This window comes from Actinoallomurus sp. NBC_01490 (assembly GCF_036227085.1).
Lineage (GTDB): Bacteria > Actinomycetota > Actinomycetes > Streptosporangiales > Streptosporangiaceae > Actinoallomurus > Actinoallomurus oryzae.
Map to the genome: position 1 here is coordinate 9234352 of NZ_CP109433.1, position 22030 is coordinate 9256381.

At 71.3% G+C, this 22030-nt stretch carries 15 protein-coding genes and 1 pseudogene; 7 read left to right on the top strand and 9 right to left on the bottom strand.

Annotation, left to right across the window (positions count from 1 at the left end; all coding sequences use genetic code 11):
- Window positions 1-74 precede the first annotated feature (74 nt).
- On the top strand, window positions 75-662 hold the full coding sequence (locus OG417_RS42670; protein WP_329262992.1) for an SIS domain-containing protein: 588 nt from the start codon (window positions 75-77) through the stop codon (window positions 660-662).
- Here the strand turns inward: OG417_RS42670 and OG417_RS42675 are convergent.
- From OG417_RS42675 to OG417_RS42685, 3 genes are read right to left on the bottom strand one after another with little or no spacing between them, the layout of a single operon-like run.
- Entirely contained in the window at window positions 618-1607 is a 990-nt protein-coding gene (locus tag OG417_RS42675) for an alpha/beta hydrolase (protein WP_329241668.1), read from the bottom strand. The two genes, OG417_RS42670 and OG417_RS42675, sit on opposite strands and share 45 nt — an antisense overlap.
- 1 nt (window position 1608) lies before the next feature.
- Window positions 1609-3228, bottom strand: coding sequence for an AMP-binding protein (locus tag OG417_RS42680; protein WP_329241671.1), 1620 nt, complete (start codon window positions 3226-3228; stop codon window positions 1609-1611).
- Window positions 3225-4262 (bottom strand): biotin synthase BioB, encoded by a 1038-nt coding sequence (locus tag OG417_RS42685; RefSeq protein ID WP_329241674.1) that lies wholly within the window; start codon window positions 4260-4262, stop codon window positions 3225-3227. The genes OG417_RS42680 and OG417_RS42685 overlap by 4 nt, the downstream gene beginning before the upstream one ends.
- Window positions 4263-4460: 198 nt before the next feature.
- On the opposite strand from OG417_RS42685, the gene OG417_RS42690 reads away from it, so the two are divergent.
- The gene (locus OG417_RS42690; RefSeq protein ID WP_329241677.1) at window positions 4461-8366 is read left to right on the top strand and encodes a type I polyketide synthase; all 3906 of its coding nucleotides are present in this window, start codon (window positions 4461-4463) and stop codon (window positions 8364-8366) included.
- Window positions 8359-10302, top strand: a complete 1944-nt coding sequence (locus OG417_RS42695; RefSeq protein WP_329241680.1) for a condensation domain-containing protein — start codon at window positions 8359-8361, stop codon at window positions 10300-10302. Before OG417_RS42690 ends, OG417_RS42695 begins: the two co-directional genes overlap by 8 nt.
- On the opposite strand, the gene OG417_RS42700 is transcribed toward OG417_RS42695, so the two are convergent.
- Together OG417_RS42700 and OG417_RS42705 are read right to left on the bottom strand one after the other, a co-directional pair.
- On the bottom strand, window positions 10268-10942 hold the full coding sequence (locus OG417_RS42700; RefSeq protein WP_329241683.1) for a 4'-phosphopantetheinyl transferase family protein: 675 nt from the start codon (window positions 10940-10942) through the stop codon (window positions 10268-10270). The two genes, OG417_RS42695 and OG417_RS42700, sit on opposite strands and share 35 nt — an antisense overlap.
- Entirely contained in the window at window positions 10939-11784 is an 846-nt protein-coding gene (locus OG417_RS42705; RefSeq protein WP_329241686.1) for a metallophosphoesterase family protein, read from the bottom strand. Before OG417_RS42705 ends, OG417_RS42700 begins: the two co-directional genes overlap by 4 nt.
- Before the next feature lie 368 nt (window positions 11785-12152).
- Here OG417_RS42705 and OG417_RS42710 point away from each other — a divergent pair, with 368 nt between their 5' ends.
- The 3 genes from OG417_RS42710 (at window position 12153) to OG417_RS42720 (ending at window position 15886) form a co-directional block, all read left to right on the top strand.
- On the top strand, window positions 12153-13457 hold the full coding sequence (locus OG417_RS42710) for an acyl-CoA dehydrogenase family protein (protein ID WP_329241688.1): 1305 nt from the start codon (window positions 12153-12155) through the stop codon (window positions 13455-13457).
- A 5-nt stretch (window positions 13458-13462) separates the two neighbouring features.
- Window positions 13463-14584 carry a DegT/DnrJ/EryC1/StrS family aminotransferase gene (locus OG417_RS42715; protein ID WP_329241691.1) on the top strand — a complete coding sequence of 374 codons (1122 nt, stop codon included), beginning with the start codon at window positions 13463-13465 and terminating at the stop codon, window positions 14582-14584.
- Between the two features lie 66 nt (window positions 14585-14650).
- Window positions 14651-15886 carry a class I SAM-dependent methyltransferase gene (locus OG417_RS42720; RefSeq protein ID WP_329241693.1) on the top strand — a complete coding sequence of 412 codons (1236 nt, stop codon included), beginning with the start codon at window positions 14651-14653 and terminating at the stop codon, window positions 15884-15886.
- Between the two features lie 107 nt (window positions 15887-15993).
- On the opposite strand, the gene OG417_RS42725 is transcribed toward OG417_RS42720, so the two are convergent.
- Entirely contained in the window at window positions 15994-16830 is an 837-nt protein-coding gene (locus tag OG417_RS42725) for an ABC transporter permease (protein WP_329241696.1), read from the bottom strand.
- Entirely contained in the window at window positions 16827-17804 is a 978-nt protein-coding gene (locus OG417_RS42730) for an ATP-binding cassette domain-containing protein (protein WP_329241699.1), read from the bottom strand. The genes OG417_RS42725 and OG417_RS42730 overlap by 4 nt, the downstream gene beginning before the upstream one ends.
- 208 nt (window positions 17805-18012) lie before the next feature.
- On the opposite strand from OG417_RS42730, the gene OG417_RS42735 reads away from it, so the two are divergent.
- Window positions 18013-19311, top strand: a complete 1299-nt coding sequence (locus OG417_RS42735; protein ID WP_329241702.1) for an activator-dependent family glycosyltransferase — start codon at window positions 18013-18015, stop codon at window positions 19309-19311.
- A 166-nt stretch (window positions 19312-19477) separates the two neighbouring features.
- Here OG417_RS42735 and OG417_RS42740 read toward each other — a convergent pair.
- Window positions 19478-20451 (bottom strand): annotated as a pseudogene (locus OG417_RS42740) (IS481 family transposase).
- 107 nt (window positions 20452-20558) lie between these two features.
- Window positions 20559-21953 carry an FAD-binding oxidoreductase gene (locus OG417_RS42745; protein WP_329241705.1) on the bottom strand — a complete coding sequence of 465 codons (1395 nt, stop codon included), beginning with the start codon at window positions 21951-21953 and terminating at the stop codon, window positions 20559-20561.
- Between the last annotated feature and the right edge of the window lie 77 nt (window positions 21954-22030).

Sequence of the window (22030 nt, forward strand, 5' to 3'; positions counted from 1 at the left end):
ATGGCGTGCAAGCCGGGAGGATCCAATCGATGCTTGTTGGCACTGAACCGCCCGGGCCGGACCTCCCGCACGTGATGCGGGTAACTTCGCGACGGCGTTCTGAGTTTGTCGGGCTGATTCAGGAGGTCAATCTTGAAGCGCTAGGCTCCATTGTGTCAGAATTGTGGGTCGCGCTACACGAGGGGCGCAATATCTTCACCGTCGGGAACGGCGGCAGCGCGGCCACCGCGTCCCATCTCGCGACAGATATCCGGTCCGCCGTATCGACCGACTGCACCTTCGCCGACCAGGCGAGGGTCTGGCCGCTCGCCGACCTCGTGTCGCTGACGACGGCCACCAGCAACGACTACTCCTATGAGGACTCATTCGCCGTTCCCCTGCGGCAGAGCCTGTCCCGCGGCGACCTGCTCATCGCGATCAGCGTCAGCGGGGAGTCGCCCAACATACTCCGGGCCGTGAGAGAGACCCGGACGCGCGGCGGGAGGGTCGTCGCGCTGACCGGCAGGCCCACCGCCCGGCTGGCCGCGGACGCGGACGTGGTCGTCGCCGTCGACCACGACGACTACGGGCACGTGGAGGACGTGCACCAGTGGGTCTGCCATGCCATCGCCGCCAATCTACGTTCCGTCGGCCATCTCGCCCTGAACGGCGGCGCGCGGTGAATCCCCCGTCTCTGATTCCGGCGCCCCGCCTCCGATGACGAACGACACGGCGCGGCACAGCCGTTCGCCGAAGTCCGGCGGATATCCGTGGCCCATGCCGGACATGACGTCGAGCACGACCGGGATCCGGTTCGCCGTGAGCTCCGCGGCGAACCGTTCGGCGCCGGGCCGGTCGTCGTCGTGCTCACCGGTGAGGATGTACCCGCGGATCCGGGGAGCGGCCGCCGCGCGGTTCCGGCCGGCGACGGCAGGCATGCGGTCGTCGGGCGGGCAGAGCGTCACGAAGCCGGCGACCTCCGGCAGGATGCCGGTCAGGCTCCAGTCGGCCGCGATCCGCGCGCCCTGCGAGTACCCGGCCAGAACGACGGGCAGTCGCCGCTCCCCGTCCGCCAACCGCGAGTGGATCGTGACGATCTGCCGCCGTGCCATGGCCTCGTCGATCCAGCCGATGTCGCCGTCGGACGTGGTGACCTCCTGGCTGTGGGGCACGACGACGAGGAATCCGGCCTTACGCGCGGGCTCCCACCGCCTCGCGAAGCTCAGGTGGTGGTCCGACCGGCCGTGCAGCGGGATGAGCACACCGGCCGGTGCGGAGTCCGGCCGGTAGATGATGGGCGCGACGTCGGACCTGTCGTGCTCGCGGAGCGCCTCCGCGCGAACGACGATCTCCTCGAACTCCGGCCGCCCGTGAATCGGTGTCAGCGGCGGGTTGACCCGGAGGATCTGCTCCCACCACCAGACCCCCGCGTCGACCGCCTCGCGCAGCACCGCGAGCGCGGTCTCGGGCTCGTCGAGCCGGCACAGGGTCTCGGCCGCCCACGCGGCGGCCAGCGCACGCCGGCGCGGATACTCGTCCTTGGCACGCCAAGCCAGGTCACGCGCCGCCCGCAGACGGCCGTCCGCCAGGAGCTCGACCACCCGGTGCTTGCGTTCTTCGAGATGCATGTCACTCCCCTGGAGTCATCGCCGCCGGACCTCCGACGTCCGCACGCCCGGCGGTGAAGCCGGCGCCGGGGGCCGCAGCGACCGGGTTCCGCGTCGCCGCCTCCCGATGGGCGTCGCGCAGCAGTTGCCTGCGCAGCTTCCCGTCCGCGCCGCGCGGGAGCCGATCGACGAACTCCAGGTCGCGGGGGCACTTGAACCCGGCGATCCGCGTGCGGCAGAAGGCGAGCAGGTCGGCGGCGAGCCGCGGCCCCGCCAGAGCCGGGTCGACCGGCTCGACGACCGCGCGCACCCGCTCGCCCATGAGCGGATCCGGTGCGCCGATGACCGCCGCGTCCGCCACGGCGGGATGTGAGAGGAGCGCGTCCTCGGTCTCGCGCGGATAGATGTTCACGCCGCCCGCGACGATGACGTCCGCGCCGCGGTCGGTGAGATGGACGTAGCCGTGCTCGTCGACGTGGCCGATGTCCCCGACCGTGGCCCAGCCACGGTCGTCGTACAGAGCCGCGGTCTTCTCCGGAGCGTCGTGGTAGCGGATGGGCCGGGCAACGGGCGCGCCGCGCTCGCCCGAGTACCACAGCACGCCTCCCTTCCCCGGTGGCAGGACGTTCCCGTCGGCGTCACAGGCGTGGATCTCGCAGTCGACCGGCCGTCCCACGGAACCGGGCCGCTCGCGCCACTCCGCGGCGCTGATCAGCACGTGGCCGAACCCCTCCGAGCAGGTGTAGACGTCCCACACCAGCTCGCCCAGCCAGTCGATCCACGCGGCCTTCACCTCGCGTGGGCAGGGCGCCGCCGTGTGCATCACCGCCACCAGGGTGGACAGGTCGTACCCGGCCCGTACCTCGGGCGGCAGCTTGAGCACCCGCAGCATCATGGCGGGCACGAGCTGCACCTGCGTGACGCCGTGGCGTTCGATCGTCTCCAGGAGGGCGCGCCGTTCGAATCGCGGCAGCAGGACGAGCGTCGCCCCCAGCCCCAGCGTGGCCAGTGACCACCGCAGCGGTGCGCCGTGGTACAGCGGGCCGGGAGTGAGGGTGACGCTGTCCGGCGTGACACCCAGGTGGCCGGACAGGAGCGACTCGAACCAGTCGCGCGCGTCCGCCGCGGGCGGCCGGGCGGGCAGTATGCCCTTGGGCCGCCCGGTCGTCCCCGACGAGTAGACGACCGCCCGGCCCGGCGTCGCCGTGACGAACGGATCCGCCGGGCGCCCGTCGAGGGCGCGCTCGAAGGGCAGGTGGCCGTCGAGCGGGCCACCGACCACCAGCCGCTCGCGAACCCGCGGAGTCAGCTCGACGACCGCGGAGGCCAGGGACGCGACCCCCGCGGAGGCGACGACCACGCGTGCGCCGCTGTCGTTGATGATGTACGCCGCCTCGGCCGGGGTCAGCTGCACGTTCACCGGCGTGTAGTCGATGCCGGCGCGTGCGGCCGCGAGGCAGGTGATGAGGTATTCGGGGCAGGTCTCGAGGAGCAGGCAGAGGCGCTCACCGGGACGCATCCAGGACCGCAACGCGTGCGCCAGCCGCGTCACCTGGCCGTCCAGCTCGCCGTAGGAGAGACACCGGTCGCCCATGATGATCGCGGGCCGGCCGGCCTCCGTTACGTCCGGGCCGGCGCTCACGCGAGTTCGCTCGTCGCCGGGGCCTGCCGTGCGTCGCCGGGCCGTCCCGCGGAGCGCGCGGCGACGAACGGCGAGCCCATGGCCGTGAGGCCGGCGCGGGACAGCGTCTCGGCCGCGTGCGCGCTCCGGACCACGAACCGGTCCTTGCCGTAGATCAGGTATCTGTCCGTGTGCTCCGCGTCGGAGAAGTTGATCGTCATGACGTTGGCCCCGGCCTGGAAGCCCTGGACCTGGCCGCCCGGCCGCGTCTTCTCCAGGGCGCTCACGGACGGGATCAGCCAGTCCGGCCGCACCAGCCGCATCGCCGCGATCATGTTGAGCGCCACGTCGACGTCGCCGTGCGGGTGGTTCTCCAGAGGCGTCCGCGGCGCGGGCACGAACGGCGCCACGCTCGCCATGTGCACGCCGAGGCGCTGGGCGAGCAGGATGTCCTCGGCGAGATCGTCAAGCCTCTGGCCGGGAAGGCCGACGATGGCACCGGTGCCGACCTTGTACCCGAGGTCGAGCAGGTCCTCCAGGTACCTCAGCCGATCCGCGAGGGACTCGTAGCGGAGTTCGGCGTGCAACTCGGGATTCGCGGTCTCGTGCTTGAGAATGTAGCTGGTCGCTCCCTGGCCCTTGAGATAGGCGTACTCCGACCGCTTCTTGCCACCGAGATTGAGCAGTATCTCCACCCGGTCGTCGAACAGCTCACGGATCCGTGGGATGACCCTTCCCACGATGCCCGTGGTCTTGGGTATCTCTCCCGCCTGGAGGAAGACGACGTCGATTCCGGCCGCGTGGACGGCCCGCGCCCGGGCCATGATCTGGTCCTCGTCGAGGACGAAAATCGAGTTCGCGGGTGTGTTGTCCTTCCTCATCGGACAGTAGTCGCAGTTCACCCGGCACAGGTTGGTGACTTCGACGACGCCGCGCAGCAGCGCGCCGTCGCCATGGGCCGCCGCCCGCTTCCGGCGCGCCTCGTGGAACAGCTGCTCCTGTGCATCCCCTCTCGCGCGCAGCATCTCGACGATCTCTGACTTGGATACGGACATGAAGGAACCCCTTATAAATCCGATGTCAAGATTTCCGGACTAAACACTTGGGTCCAATTCCGGCCACTCGCGCGGTTATCACAACGCGGCGACGAGCTCATCAGGGATGAATCCGCACATGTGTTATACATAACAGATAAAGCCATGAATAAAAACACCCTCGGCGCACATAACGGCCCGCAAGCGAGGAGATGAAATATGGCGAACGCCCATGAGCCGATCGCGGTCATCGGGATGGCGTGCCGGTTCCCCGGCGGAGCCGACACGCCCGAGGCGTTCTGGCACGTCCTGCGGAAGGCCGAACCGGTGCCGCTCATGGCGATCGCCGACCGCGAAGCCGGCCGTACGCCGCCCTCCGACCCGGACTCCCGCGCCACCGAACGCCGGGAGGACCCGCGAGCCGCGCTGCTGGAGGGCATCGACGCGTTCGACGCCCCCTTCTTCGGCCTCACCCCGACCGAGGCCGCGGCGATGGACCCCCAGCACCGCCTGCTGCTCGAGGTCTCCTGGGAGGCGCTGGAACGCGCCGGCCAGTCTCCCGACCGGCTCGCCGGGACGAACACCGCCGTGTTCACCGGGATCATCAGCCCCGACTATCTGCACCGCCAGTTCCAGGCGGATCCCGCCCGGCTGAGCCCCTACGCGTTCACCGGCGGCATGCTCAGCATGGCCGCCGGACGACTGTCGTACCTGCTCGACCTGCGCGGCCCGGCGCTGGCGGTGGAGTCGGCCTGCTCCTCGTCCCTCCTCGCCGTCCATCACGCCGTACGGCAACTGCGCGGCGGCGACTCCGACCTCGCCCTGGCGGGTGGCGTGAACCTCGTCCTCCTCCCCGAACTCTCGACCGTGCTCGCGCGCATGCACGCGCTCTCCGCCGACGGACGCAGCCGGACCTTCGACGCCGGCGCGGAGGGCTACGGCCGGGCCGAGGGGTGCGGAATGGTCGTGCTCAAGCGGTTGTCCGACGCGCGGTCCGACGGCGACGAGGTGCTCGCCGTCATCCGCGGCAGCGCCGTCAACCAGGACGGACGGTCGAGCGGCATCACGGTGCCGAGCCAGCGAGCACAGGCCGAGGTGATCCGGGCCGCCCTGTCCGACGCCGGTCTGGACCCGCTCGACGTGGGCTACGTCGAATGCCACGGCACGGGGACCGCGGTCGGCGATCCGATCGAGGTCGCGGCGGTCGGATCCGTGGTCGGACGATCGCGCCCCGCCGACCGGCCGCTCCTGCTCGGCTCCGCCAAGGCGGTGATGGGCCACGCCGAGGCCGCGGCCGGCATCGCCGGGTTCATCAAGGCCGTGCTGTGCGTACGGCACGGGGAGGTGCCGGGCCAGCCGGTCGGCGAGCTCAACCCGGCGCTCGGGCTGGACGCCTTCCCGGCGCGCATTCCCTCCACGGCGATCGGATGGGCCCCGCCGGACCGCACCCGGGTGGCCGGGGTGAGCGCGTTCGGCTTCAGCGGTACGAACGTCCACGTGCTCGTGGAGCAGGCACCACGCGGCCGGATCCGGCCGGTGGAGGTGCCCGACCGGCCCGCGCACCTGCTCGCCCTCTCGGCGAACGGCGCGGACGCGCTGCGCACGCTCGCCGGACGCTACGCCGGCCACCTGCGGGAGGACGCCACCGCGACGCCGGCGGACGTTTGCCACACCGCGAACACCGGACGCTCTCACCGGCTCTGGCGCACGGCCCTGGTGGCGAAGACCACCGCCGAGTTGGCGGACGGCCTGGCGAATGTGGCCGCCACCGGCGCGGGCATCCACCGTGCCGCCGCGCCGCGACCGCCACGGGTCGCGTTCCTGTACTCCGGTCAGGGGGCCGCGCGCGTCGGCATGGGCCGTGCCCTGTTCGACCACGAACCCGTGTACCGCGCGGCGATCGAGGAGAGCGACGCCGCCGCGGGCCCGCTGACCGGCCGCTCCCTCATCGACCTCCTCTACCCGCGAGACACCGGCGGCGACGGCCGGCCCCTCATGGACGCCGCGGTGGCGCAACCGGCGCTGTTCGCCGTCCAGGACGCGCTCACCCGGCTGTGGGCCTCGGCCGGCGTCACCCCCGAGGCGGTCGCCGGCCACAGCCTGGGCGAGTACGCCGCGGCGTGCGCCGCGGGCGCACTGGGCCGCGAGGACGGGCTTCGCCTGTGCGTCGAACGCGGGCGCCTGGTGGGCACCCTGCCGGAGGGCGAGGGGGCGATGCTCGCGGTGTTCGCACCGCCGGGCGAGGTCGAGCAGGTCGTGACCGCGCACGGCGGACGAGTCGAGATCGCCGCGTACAACGGGCCCGAGGAGACGGTGCTGTCCGGCGCCGCGGAGGCGGTCGAGGAGATGGCGGAGGTGTTCGCCGGCCGCCAGGTCACGACGCGGCGGCTCCCGATCGCGCACGCGTTCCACTCACGCCTCGTCGATCCCGTGCTCGACCGGTTCGAGAAGCTGGTCGAGCAGGTCCCGATCGGCGATCCGTCCCTGCCGTTCGCCGACAACCTCACCGGGGCGCTCGCCGGTGACCACGATCTGCGAGACGCTCACCGCTGGCGCCGGCACATGCGCGAGCCCGTACGGTACTGGGACGGCGTGCGGACGTTGCTCGCCGACGGGATCACCTGCTTCGTCGAGATCGGCCCGGACCGTACCCTCACCGGTGCGGGGTTGCGCGGGGCGCCCGAGGACGCCTCGTGGATCTCATCCCTGAGGCGCGACCGAGACGACGTACGGCACTGGCTGACGGGCCTCGGGACGCTCTACACCCTCGGCGTGCCGGTCGACCTGGCGGCACTCGACCACGGCCGGACACGACGCCGCCGCGTGCTGCCGACCTACCCCTTCGAGCGCCGCAGGCTGTGGCTGGACGGGCTGGAGCGGGTCGCGCGGCCGGGCGGCGGGCAGGACGGCACGCTGCCGGGCCGGCGGCTGCTCTCCCCGGCCTCCGACGCACAGTTCGAGACCGTTTTCGGCCACGACCGGCAGCCCTTCCTGACCGACACCGCCGGGCTCGTGCACGTCGGCGTCTACGCCGAGATCGTCGCGGCGTGCGCGCGCCGGCTGGACGTCCGCGGACCGCTGGAGCTGGCGAACCTCACGATCACCGAGGCACTCGTGGTGCCCGAGGACACCGAGCGGACGCTGCACACCGTCGCCCGCACCGAGGCGTCCGGCGACCTCGAGGTACGAATCTCCGCGCTGGAACGCGAGACCGGCAGCGGGGGGCGCTGGTGCGAGCACGCGAACGCCGTCGTACGCGGGCGGCCGCGATCGGCCACCGAACGCCACGACCTGACGCGGCTCGCCGAGACGGCGGTCGACCAGCGTGCCGGCGAACACCTCTACCGGGAACTGCGCTCCGAACGCGGCCTCGACCTGGGCCCGCGGGTGGCGCTCGTCGACCACCTGTGGCGCGTCGACGACGACACGATGCTCGCCCGCCTGCGGGCGCGACCGGACACCGCCTTCGCCACCGGCTTCGACCCCGGCGTGCTCGATGCCTGCATGCAGTTGTTCAACGCGCTCACCCCGGCGTCGGCGGGCCTCCTGCTGTTCATGCGCCTGGCCCGGCTCGACCTGGCCGGGCTCGACGCGGCCGCACAGTCCCGGCCGCTGTGGGCGCGCGCCGGCATCGAGCACCGGGGCGAGCGGGAGGTGCGCGGACGCGTTCAGGTGCTCGACGCCGACGGCACCGTCGTCGCGTCCGCGCACGGCGTCGTCCTGCGGCGCACCTCGGCCGAGGTGCTCGCCCGGCTCGGATCGGCCCGGCGGGCCACGCCCTCGGCCGCGACACCGCGCACCACGGTGCTGGAGACGCTGCGGGAGATGGCCCCCGACGACGCGCGCCGACGGCTGGCGGCCGAGATACGCGGGATGCTCCTGCCCATCGTCGGCGGGACGGAGGCGGACCTGGACGACGACGCGCCGCTTCCCGCGATGGGCGTCGACTCGATCATGGCGACGCAGTTGCGCAACGCCCTCGCCGGCGGGTTCGGCGTCACGATCCCGCTGCATCGCGTGCTCGACGGCGCCAGCGTGACGATGCTGGCCGCCGACCTCGCCGAGGCCCTGACGTCCGGCGGGTCCCCGGAGGACGACACCGCCTGGCAGGCCGGTCGTGTCTGAGCTCCCGCCGGCGGTGGCCGAGCGCGTCCGCGAACTCGTGGACCGCGGTGTCGAGGTGTGGGCCGACGGCGACGGCCTGTGCTTCCTCGCCCCTCCGGACGTGCCCGCCGCCGACGTACGCTCCGTGCTCCGGACCGCGCGGGAGGGCCTGATGTCCCTCCTCGCCGGCGGCAAACGGCTCGCGCCGGCGTTGCTGATCGAGCGCGGCCGGGTCGAGTACGCCGGGGAACCGAGCGCCACCCGCACGCTGATATTCGAGATCACCGGACCGCTCGACCTCGCCGCGCTCCAGGCGGCGTTGACCGCGCTCGTCGCGCGGCACGACGCACTCCGCGTCGCCTATCCGCGCGTCGGCGGGGGACGCGTCCGGCTGGTGCACCCGCCCATGCCGGTCCCGGTCCCGTGTTTCGACGGCGATGAGCCGCGGCACCCACCGCGACCGGACCCCGGCCGGCCGCCGCTGCTCACCGCCGCACTCGTGCGCCGCGGACCGGCGGCGCATCTCCTGGCGCTCACCGTGCACACGCTCGCCGTGGACGGCATGTCGCTGGCGCTCCTGCTCGAAGAACTGGGCACGCTGTACGACGCCGCCGAGGCGGGCCGGCCTCCCGCGTTGCCGGAGGCACCCTCGTCGGGGCGGCAGGTCCGACGGGAACGCGCCTACCTCGCGGGTCCGGAGGCGGCCGCCGCGCGGGAGTACTGGGCCGTCCGGCTCGCCTCCGCCGCGGCCCTGCGCGGACGGCCCGGCGCCCCGCAGGACGCACCGGGCCGGGCGGGGAGCGTCCCGGGAAAGGCCGGGCACGTCCCGATCGCGGTAGCGGAACGGCTCATGGACGCGGTGCGCGCACGGGCCGCCGCGGAAGGGACGACCTCCTTCGCCGTGCTCCTCGCCGCCTACGGGTCGCTGCTGGCGGAGGTCACGGGCTGTGAGGACGTGACGGTCGCGGTGCCGATCGGGAACCGCTGGCATCCGGAGGACGAGCACACCGTGAGCGGCGCGCGCGACCTGCTTCTGCTGCGGCTCGCCCTGGACGGGTCTCTCCCGGACGCGATCGCCGTGACACACCGCGAACGCCGCGAGGCCATGGCCCACGGCCGCCTCCCCTTCGAGGCGCTGCCGCCCGGCGTGGCCCCGCCACGGCGCCCCGGGCGCAACCCCGTCTTCGGGGCGGTGTTCGCACTGCAGACGTTCGACAAACCCCTCGCCCTGCGGCCTCGGCGGCCGTCCGTGACCCTGCGGCACCTGACCGAACCGCCGCCCGACGCCGGCATCGACTTCAAGCTCATCCTGTGGCCCCAGGACGGCGGGCTGCGCGGGGAACTCGCGTGCGACGGCGCCGCGGCGGACGCCGGGGACCTCCCCGGCCTCGGACGGCGCTATCTCGCGATTCTGGGCGAGCTCGCGGAACGGCGGCCCGGGCGGATCCGGCCCGAGGACGTCCGCGGCGTGCTCCAGGCGGACCCGGCCGTGGCGGAGGCCGTGCTCGACGAGCGCGAGGGGCGCGTCGTCGTGTACGTCAGGCTCCACGGCGGCGCGCGCCCGGCCGTGATCGACCGTCTTCGCCGCGGCCTGTCCGCGTACCACCCGGCGCCGCTCCTCGTCCCGGTGAGGCGCGTACCGCGGCACGCCGGCGGCGGCGCCGACATCGCGGCGCTGCGGCGTGTCCCGGTCACCGATCCGGCGACTCTGGCCCGTTGGGAGGCCGAACTCGCAGCCCGGGCGCGGACCGCCGTCGAGGTCGAGGTCGTTCCGCACCCGATCGGCGACGACGTCTCTCCGCCCGGGCCGGATCGCCGGGAGCCGGTCGCCGCGCAGCAGGTCACCGTGACGATGCCGGCCTGCGTGCCGGAGGACATCGTGCTGCTGGACCGGTTCGGGACCGAGGTCGTGCCGCGGACGGTCACCGAGGAGGACCGGGCCGGGACGGGACGGTGATGGCGGTCGCGACCAGCCCGCGGCTCACGATCCAGCGGCCGGTGAAGCCGGTCAGCGCACGGCCGTCGACGACCGGCCCGGGAACGAGCAGGCGCGAGGAGAAGGTGCCCGCCTCGGGGTCGGGCGTGACGACCGCCTCCTCGAAGTTCAGCCAGCGGCGCGTCAGCGGGAACCACGCCTTGTAGATCGACTCCTTGGCGCTGAACAGCAGCCGGTCCCAGCAGACTCCCGAGCGGTCCCCGTCGCGCCGCTGGAGCCAGGCGCGCTCGGGAGGGGTGGCGATGGCCTCCAGCACGCCGTCCGGCAGCGGCTCGTTGGGCTCGGCGTCCAGCCCGACCGTACGGACCCGCTCCTCCCGCGCGACCGCCGACGCCCGGTAGCCGTCGCAGTGGGTCATGCTGCCGACGACGCCGGCGGGCCAGGCGGGGGCGCCGCGCTCACCGGGCACGATCGGCACGGGCGGCAGGCCGAGAACGGCCAAGGCCCGGCGGGCGCACCCGCGGGCCGTGGCGAACTCCCGGCGGCGCTTGTCCACCGCGCGCGCCACGACGGCCTCCTCCTCGGGGAAGAGGGCGACGGCCTCCCGGTCGTCGAACGCCTCCGCCGACGCCACCTCCGGCGGCAGTATCCGCTCGATCACGGCGTCGTTCCGGCGGGCAGGATGCGGCGGAACCGCCCGGCGAGCCCGTGCCGGCGCTTCCACTCGCGCGGGTAGCCGAGCGAGACCTCCTCGAAGCGGACCCCGTCGTACCAGGTGGTCCGCGGAATGTGCAGGTGCCCGTAGACGGCCGCGACGGCGTTGTAACGCCGGTGCCAGTCGGCGGTGCGCTCCGTGCCGCACCACAGCGCGAACTCCGGATGGCGCAGCACCAGCGTGGGGTCGCGGACCAGCGGGAAGTGGCTCACCAGGACGGTGGGCAGCGACGTGTCCCGCGCGGCGAGAAGGGCCTCGGTCTCGGCGATCCGCACCTGACACCACGCCTCACGGCTCGGGTGCGGATCCGGATGCAGGAGGAACTCGTCGGTGCACACCACGCCGGCCTCGTACGCCTGCTCGAGCGCCTCCTTCTTGGAGGTCACGCCCGGAACCCGGAAACTGTAGTCGTACAGCACGAACAGCGGCGCGACCGTGACCGGCCCGCCCTCGCCGCGCCAGACCGGGTACGGATCCTCGGGCGTGACGACGCCCATGCCGCGGCAGACCTCCACCAGGCGCCGGTAGCGGTGCTCGCCCCGCAGCCGCACCGGATCCGACTGCGGCGTCCACAGCTCGTGGTTGCCCGGCGTCCAGATCACCTTGGCGAACCGCTCGCTCAGCAGCCCCAGCACCCACTCGATGTCGGCGAACGTCTCCCCCACGTCACCGGCGACGATCAGCCAGTCCTCATCGGACCCGGGCCGCAGGCCAGAGATGATCTTGCGGTTCTCCTCGTACGCGGTGTGCAGGTCGCTGATGGCCAGCAGGCTCCCACCCGCGCTCACCGGGCGTACCTGCCGGGCCCCTGCTCAACCGATGACGTCACTGTGCTTCCTTTCACCGTCCGAACCGAATATAAGAAAAGTCCCGGCGACTTGGAAACCCCGGTCTCTCGCCCGAACCCGCATCGTTCGCGGCGACCGCCGGCCGCCGAAGAAACGACGCGTGGCGGCGAATGTCATAGAGATGACATGCGCCCGATGGCAGGACGGCAGGTAGCGCAATTCAGGAGGTGCCGCACCTGACGCTCCCGTGCCACGATGCGCGAGGAACAGGTGTCGAATCAGCGTAGGACCGCGTATTGGCGGCGCAATTGTCGGTCACCGGCGGCGGTCCGGGGGTCACCACCGACGGGAAGAATACGGAGCACGCCATGTCCATACGGACGGCACGCCAGGACGCGACAGTCGGACTCCAGGGGCCGGTCACTCCCGCGGGCCGCGCGCTACTCGACCGGCTCGGTGGGCACCTGCCGCGGATACGCTCCACCGCCGCGAAGAACGATCGCGACGGCGTGTTCCCCGTCGAGACGTTCGACGCGCTCCGGACGGACGGGCTGATGGGCGCGACGGTCCCGGCCGAACTGGGCGGTCTGGGCGTCGACCGGCTGTACGACGTGGCGACCGCGCTCCTGGCCGTCGCCCATGCCGACGCCTCGACGGCACTCGCGCTGCACATGCAGTTCAGCCGGGGCATCACCCTCTCCTACGAGTGGCGGCACGGCGGCCCGCAGGCCCGGGCCCTGGCCGAGCGGCTGCTGCGGCAGATGGCCGCCGGCGAGGCGGCGGTGTGCTCCGGGATCAAGGACCACCACACGGCCGTGACGACACTGTCGTCCGACGGGACGGGCGGATGGCTGCTGTCCGGCCGCAAGACGCTGGTGAGCATGGGGCCGATCGCCACGCACTTCGTGATCAACGCGCAGACCGACGTGGCGGGCGAGCCGCCGAGACTGGTCTCCCCCGTCGTCTCTCGCGACAATCCGGGCCTCACCGTGCTGGATAACTGGGACGGTCTCGGCATGCGCGCCTCCGGCACGGTGGACATCGTCTTCGACCGATGCCGGATCCCGGCCGAGGACGTCCTGATCCGTGACCTGGTGGGGGCGCGGAACGACGCGGTTCTCGCCGGGCAGACGGTCAGCTCGGTCGCGATGCTGGGAATCTACGTCGGCGTCGCCCAAGCCGCCCGCGACACGACGATCGCCGCCCTGACGCGCCGTGGCGCGGCGCCGCCGGCCGCGAGCCGGACCCTCGTCGCGGAGATCGACTCCCGGCTGTACGGGCTGCGCGCCGCGGTGGGCGCCGCGCTGACCACGGCCGATGTCGTCGGGGCCGATCTCCGCGGGGATCCCGACGAGCGCGGCCGTCGGATGATGCGGGCCTTCCAGTGCGCCAAGCTGGCGGTCAACCAGACGGCGCCGGCGATCGTCAACGACTGCCTCACCCTCGTCGGCGGCGCGTCGTACACGGCGGCCCACCCGCTGGCCCGCCTCTACCGCGACGTCCGCGCCGGCGGGTTCATGCAGCCGTACACCTACGTCGACGGCGTGGACTTCCTGAGCGCACAGGCACTCGATATCGAGCGGGACAACAACTACATGAGCACGTGGGCGGCCCGCTCCCGAAAAACCGACAACGCAAAAGGTGTACCGCAATCCACAGAGATGTCACGGTGAGGCGCATGACGACTCGTGTGTGGGATTATCTTCCGGAGTACGAGCAGGAAAAGGCGGATCTTCTCGACGCCGTCACAACGGTCTTCGAGTCCGGTCAGCTGATTCTCGGAAAGAGCGTACAAGGCTTCGAAGCGGAATTCGCCGCCTACCACGGGATCGCGCACTGCGCCGGGGTCGACAACGGCACCAACGCGGTCAAGCTCGGGCTCGAGGCGCTCGGCGTGGGCCCCGGAGACGAAGTGATCACCGTTTCCAACACCGCCGCCCCCACCGTGGTCGCCATCGACGGCGCCGGCGCCACCCCGGTCTTCGTCGACATCCGCGAGGACGACTACCTGATGGACACGGACCAGGTGGCGGCCGCGATCACTCCACGCACCAAGGCCCTGCTCCCGGTGCACCTGTACGGGCAGTGCGTCGACCTGGCCCCGCTCGAACGGCTCGCCGCCGAGCACGGTCTGGCCATCCTCGAAGACTGCGCGCAGGCGCACGGCGCCCGCAGGAACGGCCGGATGGCCGGCACTGTGGGCGACGCGGCCGCGTTCTCCTTCTACCCGACGAAGGTGCTGGGAGCGTACGGCGACGGGGGCGCGATCGTCACCGACGATGAGAGCGTCGACCGGAACGTCCGGCGGCTGCGGTACTACGGGATGGGCAAGAGGTACTACGTCGTCAGGACGCCGGGCCACAACAGCCGTCTCGACGAGGTGCAGGCGGAGATCCTCCGCCGCAAGCTGCGCCGCCTCGACGCCTACATCGCGGGCCGCCGGGCCGTGGCACGCCGGTACGCGGAGGGCCTCGGCGACCTCACCGCCCCCGGCGGCCTGACGCTGCCGGTCGTGGCGGAGGGGAACGAGCACGTCTACTACCTGTACGTCGTGCGGCACCCACGCCGCGACGAGATCATCGAGCGGCTCAAGCGCTACGACATCTCACTGAACATCAGCTATCCGTGGCCGGTGCACACCATGACCGGATTCGCCGAGCTCGGGTACGCGAAGGGCTCGCTGCCGGTCACCGAGCGTCTGGCCGACGAGATCTTCTCGCTGCCCATGTACCCGTCGCTGCCACTCGACCGCCAGGACAAGGTGATCAGCGCGCTGCGCGAGGTGATCACGGATCTCTGATCGCCGCGCCGCCCTCGAGGACCGGAGCGCGGACGAGGCCGCGTACTCATCGTGAAGGAGCCCACCATGACCGATCTGGCCGGCGAGACGGCATCAGCCTGCCGGGTATGCGGCGGCGAGGTCGCCGAGTTCCTCGACCTGGGCCGCCAGCCGCTGTCCGACCGATTCGTCGAGCCCGGCGAACTCGCCGATGAGTTCTCCTACCGTCTCGCCGTCGGGCAGTGCGCGTCGTGCACCATGGTCCAGCTGGTCGAGGAGGTGCCCCGGCAGCTGATGTTCCACGAGGACTACCCGTACCACTCCTCGGGCTCATCCGTCATGCGGGAGCACTTCACCGAGATCGCCCGCGACTTCCTCCGTACGGAGGCGGCCGATCCGTTCATCGTGGAGATCGGCTGCAACGACGGGATCATGCTGAAGACCGTCAAGGACGCCGGGGTCCGGCATCTGGGCTTCGAGCCCTCGGCGGGCGTGGCGGAGGTGGCCCGCGCGGAGGGCGTGAACGTCCGCACCGACTTCTTCGAGGAGGCCACCGCCGCGGCCGTGCGCGCCGCGGAGGGACCCGCCGACGTGATCTACGCGGCGAACACCCTGTGCCATATCCCCTACCTGGACTCGATCTTCCGGGGCGTCGACGCGCTGCTCGCGCCGCACGGCGTGTTCGTGTTCGAGGATCCCTATCTCGGCGATGTCGTGACCAAGACGGCGTTCGACCAGATCTACGACGAGCACTTCTTCCTGTTCTCGGTCGGCTCCGTGCAGGCGATGGCCCTGCGGTTCGGGTTCGAGCTGGTGGACGTGCGGCGACTGCCCGTACACGGAGGCGAGGTGCGGTACACCCTCGCGCGGGCCGGTGCGCGCGAGCCGTCGGCGGCCGTCGCCCGGCTGCTGGCCGACGAACGCGAGCAGAGGCTGACCGACCGCGCGACCCTCCGAGCGTTCGCCTCGAACGTCACCACCATCAAGGACGAGCTGGTGACGCTGCTGAGCGGCCTGCGCGCGGAAGGACGCCGCGTCGTCGGGTACGGCGCGACCGCCAAGAGCGCGACGGTGACCAACTTCTGCGGGATCGGCCCGGCCCTGGTGCCGTTCATGTGCGACACGACGCCGGCCAAGCAGAACCGGCTGACGCCCGGACGGCACATCCCGGTACGGCCGCCGGCGGCCTTCGCCGACCCGTACCCGGACTACGCTCTGCTGTTCGCCTGGAACCACGCCGAAGAGATCATGGCGAAGGAGCAGGCGTTCCGGCAGGCGGGTGGCCGCTGGATCCTCTACGTGCCCGACGTGCACGTGGTCTGACGATCCGGCGGCCGAGCTCCGGCGGCCGGGACGGCGAGAAGGCCGGGGCACCACCTCTCCGAGATGGCCGCCCCGGCCTCGCCATCGGCTCGCCTTCCGGCGAACGGTCAGGTGCGGCGGCGGTAGGCCATCACCGCGAGCGGGGCGAAGACGACGATCAGGCCCACCGACCACAGCAACGACTTGATGAGCGGAGTGGCGATCTCCCCGCCGATCAGCAGGCCGCGGCACGCCGCCATCGTGTGGCCGACCGGATTGATCTTCGCCCATGCCTGGAGCCAGCCCGGCAGCGTCTTCGTCGGCGCCACCATGTCGGTCCCGAAGGCCAGGGGGAAGATGCTCAGCGCGATGATGGTCTGCACCGAGGCCGTCTCCTTGATGACCATCCCCAGCAACACCCAGACCCAGCTCAGACTCATGCCGAACAGGATGGTCAGCGCGGCGGCGGCCAGCGTGTACCACGGGTTGGTCTGGATCCGAAAGCCGATCACATACCCGAAGACCAGCAGGGTGATCATGGCGACGAGGTAACGGACCACATCGGCCAGGACCGAACCGATCAGCGGAGCCGAACGGCTGATCGGCATGCTGCGGAACCGGTCGAAGATCCCCTTCTTGATGTCGATGGACAGGTTCACCCCGGTGGCGATCATTCCCGCCGTGATCGCCGACAGGACGAGGATCGCCGGGGTCGTGAACTGCAGATACGCGTGGGTCGAGCCGGAGACGGCGCCGCCGAACATGTACACGAAGATGATGAGGAAGGTGACGGGTGCGATCACCGCGTCGCTGATGCTGATCGGATTCCGTTTGATCTTGATCAGGTTGCGCTTGGCGAGCGCGAGGCTGTGCCAGAGAACGGCGTTCCGCCGGTGCGGCAGCACGTCGCTCCGCTCCCAGGAGCCCTCGTCGGACGCCGTGGCCGGCATCGTGGTGTCACTCACGCCGCGTTCTCCTCTTCTTCTTCCTGTGCCTTGTCGTGCTCATCGGTGTGGCGGCCGGTGAGCGCGAAGAACACCTCGTCGAGGCTGGGCAGGCGCAGCGAGAGCTCGGTGACGCCGATCTCCGCCGCCTCCAGCCTGCGGACCGTCTCGTTGAGCGCGGCGTCGCCGTCCACCTGCACGGTCACGAGGTCCCGGCCACGCGTCTCGGCCGGACGCCCGGCCACCGCGCCGATGATTTCCGACACCTCCCGCAGCCGGTCCTGGTCCTTGGGACGCACGGAGATGGTCTGGCCGCCCACGCGCGCCTTGAGCTCGGCGGCCGTACCTCGCGCGATGACCTTCCCGTGGTCGATGACGACGATGTCGTCGGCAAGCGCGTCGGCCTCTTCCAGGTACTGGGTCGTGAGCAGCACGGCGCCGCCCCCGTCGGTCATCGAACGGATCATGCGCCAGACCTCACCGCGCTTGCCCGGGTCGAGGCCGGTGGTCGGCTCGTCGAGATAGATGACGGAAGGCCGGCCCATGAGACTCGCGGCCAGGTCGAGGCGGCGCCGCATTCCTCCGGAGTAGCCGGTGACCTTCTGGTCGGCCGCGTCGGTCAGCTCGAATCGCCGCAGCATCTCGGCCGCGCGCTCCTGCGCCTGCTTCTTACGGAAATTGAGCAGTTGCCCGATGAGAACGAGGTTTTCTTTTCCGGTGAGGTCCTCGTCGACCGACGCGTACTGACCGGTGAGACCGATCAGTTCGCGCACCCGCGGTGCGTCCCGTACGACGTCGTATCCGCGCACCGTCGCACGACCACTGTCGGGCTGCAGCAGTGTGGCCAATATTCGGACGGCCGTCGTCTTGCCCGCGCCATTCGGTCCGAGCACCCCGAGCACCGTGCCCGGCCGCGCGGCGAGGTCGACGCCCGCCAGCGCGGTCGTCTCACCGAATGTCTTGACCAGGCCCTCCGCCTGGAACGCATAGTCCATGGCGCCGATGCTGCCATCCGTTACTGGCAGATGACGTACAACTCACTTGCAGGAACAACGCCGTCGCGTTCGGCTTGGTGAAATCGGCGGTGTCCACCCTATGCCGGACCGATCCCGGCTCGATGGATCCTCAATTCACACTCCACCGGGCCCTCAGCACCGCCTTCTAGACTCCCGGGACACACCCTCGTCGGCACAAGGAGTGCGGATGCGAGTCTTGTTCGTGACATTCGCCGCGGCGAGTCATTTGCAGAATATGGTCACAATGGCGTGGGCGTTGCACACCGCGGGTCACGATGTGAGAGTCGCAAGCCAGCCGGATCTCACGGACACGATCACCGGGACCGGCCTCACGGCGGTGCCGGTGGGCGAGACCCACGACCTCGCCCAACAGGTCCAGGAGATCAACGAGAACCTCGACCAAGAACAGGTCATGGATGCCGAGAAGGCCGGTGAGGCCGGGCTGGACATGAACGAGCTGCGTCCGGAGAAACTGACCTGGGAATACGTGTCGAAGGTCTTCGGCACCATGACTCCCTTCGTCTTCCAGAACTGCTCTCCGGACTCCATGATCGACGACCTGGTCGGCTTTTCCCGCTTCTGGGAACCGGACCTGGTGATCTGGGACACGTTCACCTTCGGCGGGGCGGTTGCGGCACGCGCCTGCGGAGCGGCCCATGCCAGGTTGATCACCGGCCTCGACCTGATGGCGAACATGCGCGCCCGATTCGTCGAAATGCTCGGCCGGCGCCCCGCCGCGGAGCGGCACGACCCGCTCCGGGAATGGCTTACGCGTTGTCTGGAACGGCATGGCGCGACCTTCGACGAGGAGGTGGTCACCGGTCAGTGGACGATCGACTCCACACCGCCGTCGATGCGCCTGCCGGTCGACCTCCACTACGTGCCGGTACGCTTCGTGCCCTACAACGGCCGGTCCGTCGTGCCGGAATGGCTGCGGGAGCGGCCGAGCCGCAAGCGTGTCTGCTTCACCCTCGGGCTGTCCTACCGGGACATGTGGGGCGGCGGCGCGCGGCTCGGCGACATCCTCTCGGCCGTCGCCGCACTCGACGTCGAGGTGGTCGCCGCGCTCAGCGAGGAGCAGCGGAAGACCATGGGCGACCTCCCGGACAACGTCAGGGTGGTCGACTTCGTCCCGCTGAACGCCGTGCTTCCCACCTGCTCGGCGATCATCCACCACGGCGGCGTGAAGACCTTCGGCACGGCCGTCAGCCACGCGGTCCCGCAGGTCATCGTCCCCGAGGGACAGTGGGACACCGCGCACCTCGCGCAGCGCGTCCAGGACAGCGGCGCCGGGCTGCGCGTCGGCGACGCGCGGGACATCGACCCGAAGGAGTTCGGCCGCCGTGTCGCCCGGCTGCTGGACGAACCGTCCTTCGCGCAGGCCGCACGGCACCTGCGCCGGGAGACGCTCGGCCTCCCCGCGCCCAACGACATCGTTCCCCTGCTCGAGGAGCTCACCGCCGAGCACCGCGCCGGAAGCCGCTGAGCATCGCCGAATGTCGCCGGCCGGCCCCGCAGGGGCCCGGCCGGCGACATCGCTGTGCCGGAACGTCAGTGCCCTTCCCGAAGCCCCGCCCCACGGCGCGGCGCCCAGACGGCACCGGCTGCGGACGGGAACTTCGAGACAGGTACCGGCTAGGTGTACTCGGCCGTCAGTTTGGTGACACTCGGCTGATGGGTGGCTGTCCGCCGAGGGCGGTGTGGGGGCGGTGGGTGTTGTAGTACTCCAGCCAGGGTGCCAGGGCGTTGGCGCGGTCGGTGTTGGTGGTGAAGACCTGCCGGTAGGCCATTCGGTGGTCAGGGTGCGGTTGAACCGTTCGACCTTGCCGTTTTGCCAGGGGCAGTGCGGGCGGATGAGTTTGTGGCGGGCACCGAGTGCGTTCACTGCGGCGGCGAAGTCGGTGCTGTTTCGGTAGGCGAAGGCGTTGTCGGTGATCACTCGTTCGATCCCGGGTATGCCGTGGGAGCGGAAGAAGCCGGCCGCGCGCTGCGGGAAACCGGCGCGGGTGGTCCCTTTTTCGTCGGGGAGGGTCTCGGCGTAGGCGAGCCGAGAGTGGTCATCGACGGCGGCGTGGACGTAGTCATAGCCCAGGGGTGTCTTCTTGTGCCGCTGGCCGGCGGTGGCGGCCCGGCCGTGCGCACGCCAGCCGCCGCCGTCAGGGATACGGCCGATCTTTTTGACGTCCAGGTGCACCAGCGCGCCGGGGCGGTCGTGTTCATAGCGAGTGGTGGTGTGCCGGCTCGCCCGGATCTGCTGGCCGGTCAGCGGGTCGCATTCGGACAGGCGCGGCTGGTGGCGGCGGCGCAGGATGCGCGTCACGGTCCGCTCGGGCACCCCGGTGGCCGCGGCGATGTGGGCCGGTCCGCGTCGCAGCTCAGCACGGCATGCCACCACCTGGTCCTCCAGACGGGCAGGGGTGCGGTTGGCGACCTGGTGCGGGCGGCAGGACCGGTCAGCCAGCCCGGCCCAGCCCTCAGCGTCGAACCGTGCCACCCACCGGTGCGCGCACTGCCGTGAGACGCCGAGTTCACGCGCCACATGCGCCACCGGGCGGCTATCGAAGCGGACCCGCTCGACCAGCAGCCTGCGGCCATGGAACGTCAACCGTGCATTAGCGTGGGCCATGAAGACCTCCGTGATGGGTGAAGACGGCTATCTCCACCGCACTCGGAGGTCTTCTTCTTGATCAACCACCAGCCCCGGCGTGTCACCAATCCCCCGGCCAAGTACAGCTAGGAGGCCGGAGGGATGTTGTGGTTGCCGCTGAAGACGTTGTCCGGGTCGTACGTCCGCTTCACGGCGGCCAGGCGGCGGTACTCCTCGGCGCTGTACGCCGTGGCCGTCTTGTCCGGATCCTCGAGGAAGTTCAGGAAGGCGCCGCCCGTGACGTGCGGCCGGATGGCGGCGGAGAAGGCATCGACGGCGGCCTTGGCTTCCGCGCCCTGGTCGCGGTCGACGGCGGGAGCGCTGCCCCCGAGCACGGAGAACGGCACGTCGCGGTGGCCCACCGGCCCGGCGCCGGCCGGCGGCCGGGCCATCGCACCGCCCCAGTACCGCAGTTCGACGGCGGACACCTCCCCGTCCGCCACGACCGCGGCGACCGAGGCGTCGATCAGCTCGTCGGACAGCTCATAAGCCAGATCGACGCTGCTCTCCACGACCATCGGTGGCGGCGGCGGACCGAAGATCTCCGTGGTCATGTCCGCGCAGGGCATCGTCCGGAACGGATACGCGATCGGCTGCCCGGCGGCCTCGCGCAACGGTGCGAGCAGGCGCTCGGCCTCGTCGGCCTCCCCCGTGTGGACGGCCCGGAGGCCGAGTGCTCTCATGCCGCGCATCGGTTCCGGAAGCTGTGGTGAGTCCGGCATCTGCAGCAAGACGATGGCCGTGCTCAGCTCATCCGGTTGCTCGGGCGCCCACTCCCGGTAGCAGGCGATCGTCTGCTCGGCACGGCCGATGTCGAACATCGCCATGCCTCCATAGACCTCGGCGACCGGGTGGAGCCGGAACTCCAGGGACGTGACCACGCCGAAGTTGCCGCCGCCGCCCCGCAGCGCCCAGAACAGATCGGGGTTCTCCTCGGCGTCGGCGACCAGCGTCTTGCCTTCCGCGGTCACCACCTCGGCGCGTACGACGCTGTCGGCGGCGAAGCCGTACGCCCGCGACAGCATTCCCGCGCCGCCGCCCAGGGTGTATCCGACGACTCCGACCGACAGCGCGGTACCCGACAGCGGCATCAACCCGTACGGCGAGCAGGCGGCCAGCACGTCGCCCCACACGGCCCCGGCCCCGGCCCGCGCGATCCGCCGCTCCGGGTCCACCTCGACGCCCTTCATCAGCGAGGTCCTGAGCATGACGCCGCCCTCGTAGGACCGTATGGTGCCGTGCCCGGTCGACTGGACGACCAGGGGCAGGTCGTGCTCGCGCGCGGTCAGCAGAACGGTTCGCACGTCGTCCGGACCGGTCGCATCGGCCACCAGCGCGGGGCGGGGATCGGTCAGGCGTCGCCACGGAAGACGCGCCTCGTCGTAGGTGTCATCGCCGATGAGGTGGACCGGACCGCCGATCGCGTCGCGAAGGGCGGCGGCCGCGGACGTCGAGGCGGGGATCTTCGGGATTTCGTTCACGATGCGTTGTCCCAGTCTGTCGCTGCGGTCGGACGCACGAGCGTGACGCGCCCACCGAGGCCGAACCCGCGATGGAC

Coding starts and splice junctions, on each gene's coding strand:
- OG417_RS42670 (WP_329262992.1), top strand. CDS start 75: ATGCGGGTAACTTCGCGACGGCGTTCTGAGTTTGTCGGGCTGATTCAG.
- OG417_RS42675 (WP_329241668.1), bottom strand. CDS start 1,607: ATGCATCTCGAAGAACGCAAGCACCGGGTGGTCGAGCTCCTGGCGGAC.
- OG417_RS42730 (WP_329241699.1), bottom strand. CDS start 17,804: ATGGACTATGCGTTCCAGGCGGAGGGCCTGGTCAAGACATTCGGTGAG.
- OG417_RS42735 (WP_329241702.1), top strand. CDS start 18,013: ATGCGAGTCTTGTTCGTGACATTCGCCGCGGCGAGTCATTTGCAGAAT.
- OG417_RS42720 (WP_329241693.1), top strand. CDS start 14,651: ATGACCGATCTGGCCGGCGAGACGGCATCAGCCTGCCGGGTATGCGGC.
- OG417_RS42715 (WP_329241691.1), top strand. CDS start 13,463: ATGACGACTCGTGTGTGGGATTATCTTCCGGAGTACGAGCAGGAAAAG.
- OG417_RS42685 (WP_329241674.1), bottom strand. CDS start 4,262: ATGTCCGTATCCAAGTCAGAGATCGTCGAGATGCTGCGCGCGAGAGGG.
- OG417_RS42710 (WP_329241688.1), top strand. CDS start 12,153: ATGTCCATACGGACGGCACGCCAGGACGCGACAGTCGGACTCCAGGGG.
- OG417_RS42690 (WP_329241677.1), top strand. CDS start 4,461: ATGGCGAACGCCCATGAGCCGATCGCGGTCATCGGGATGGCGTGCCGG.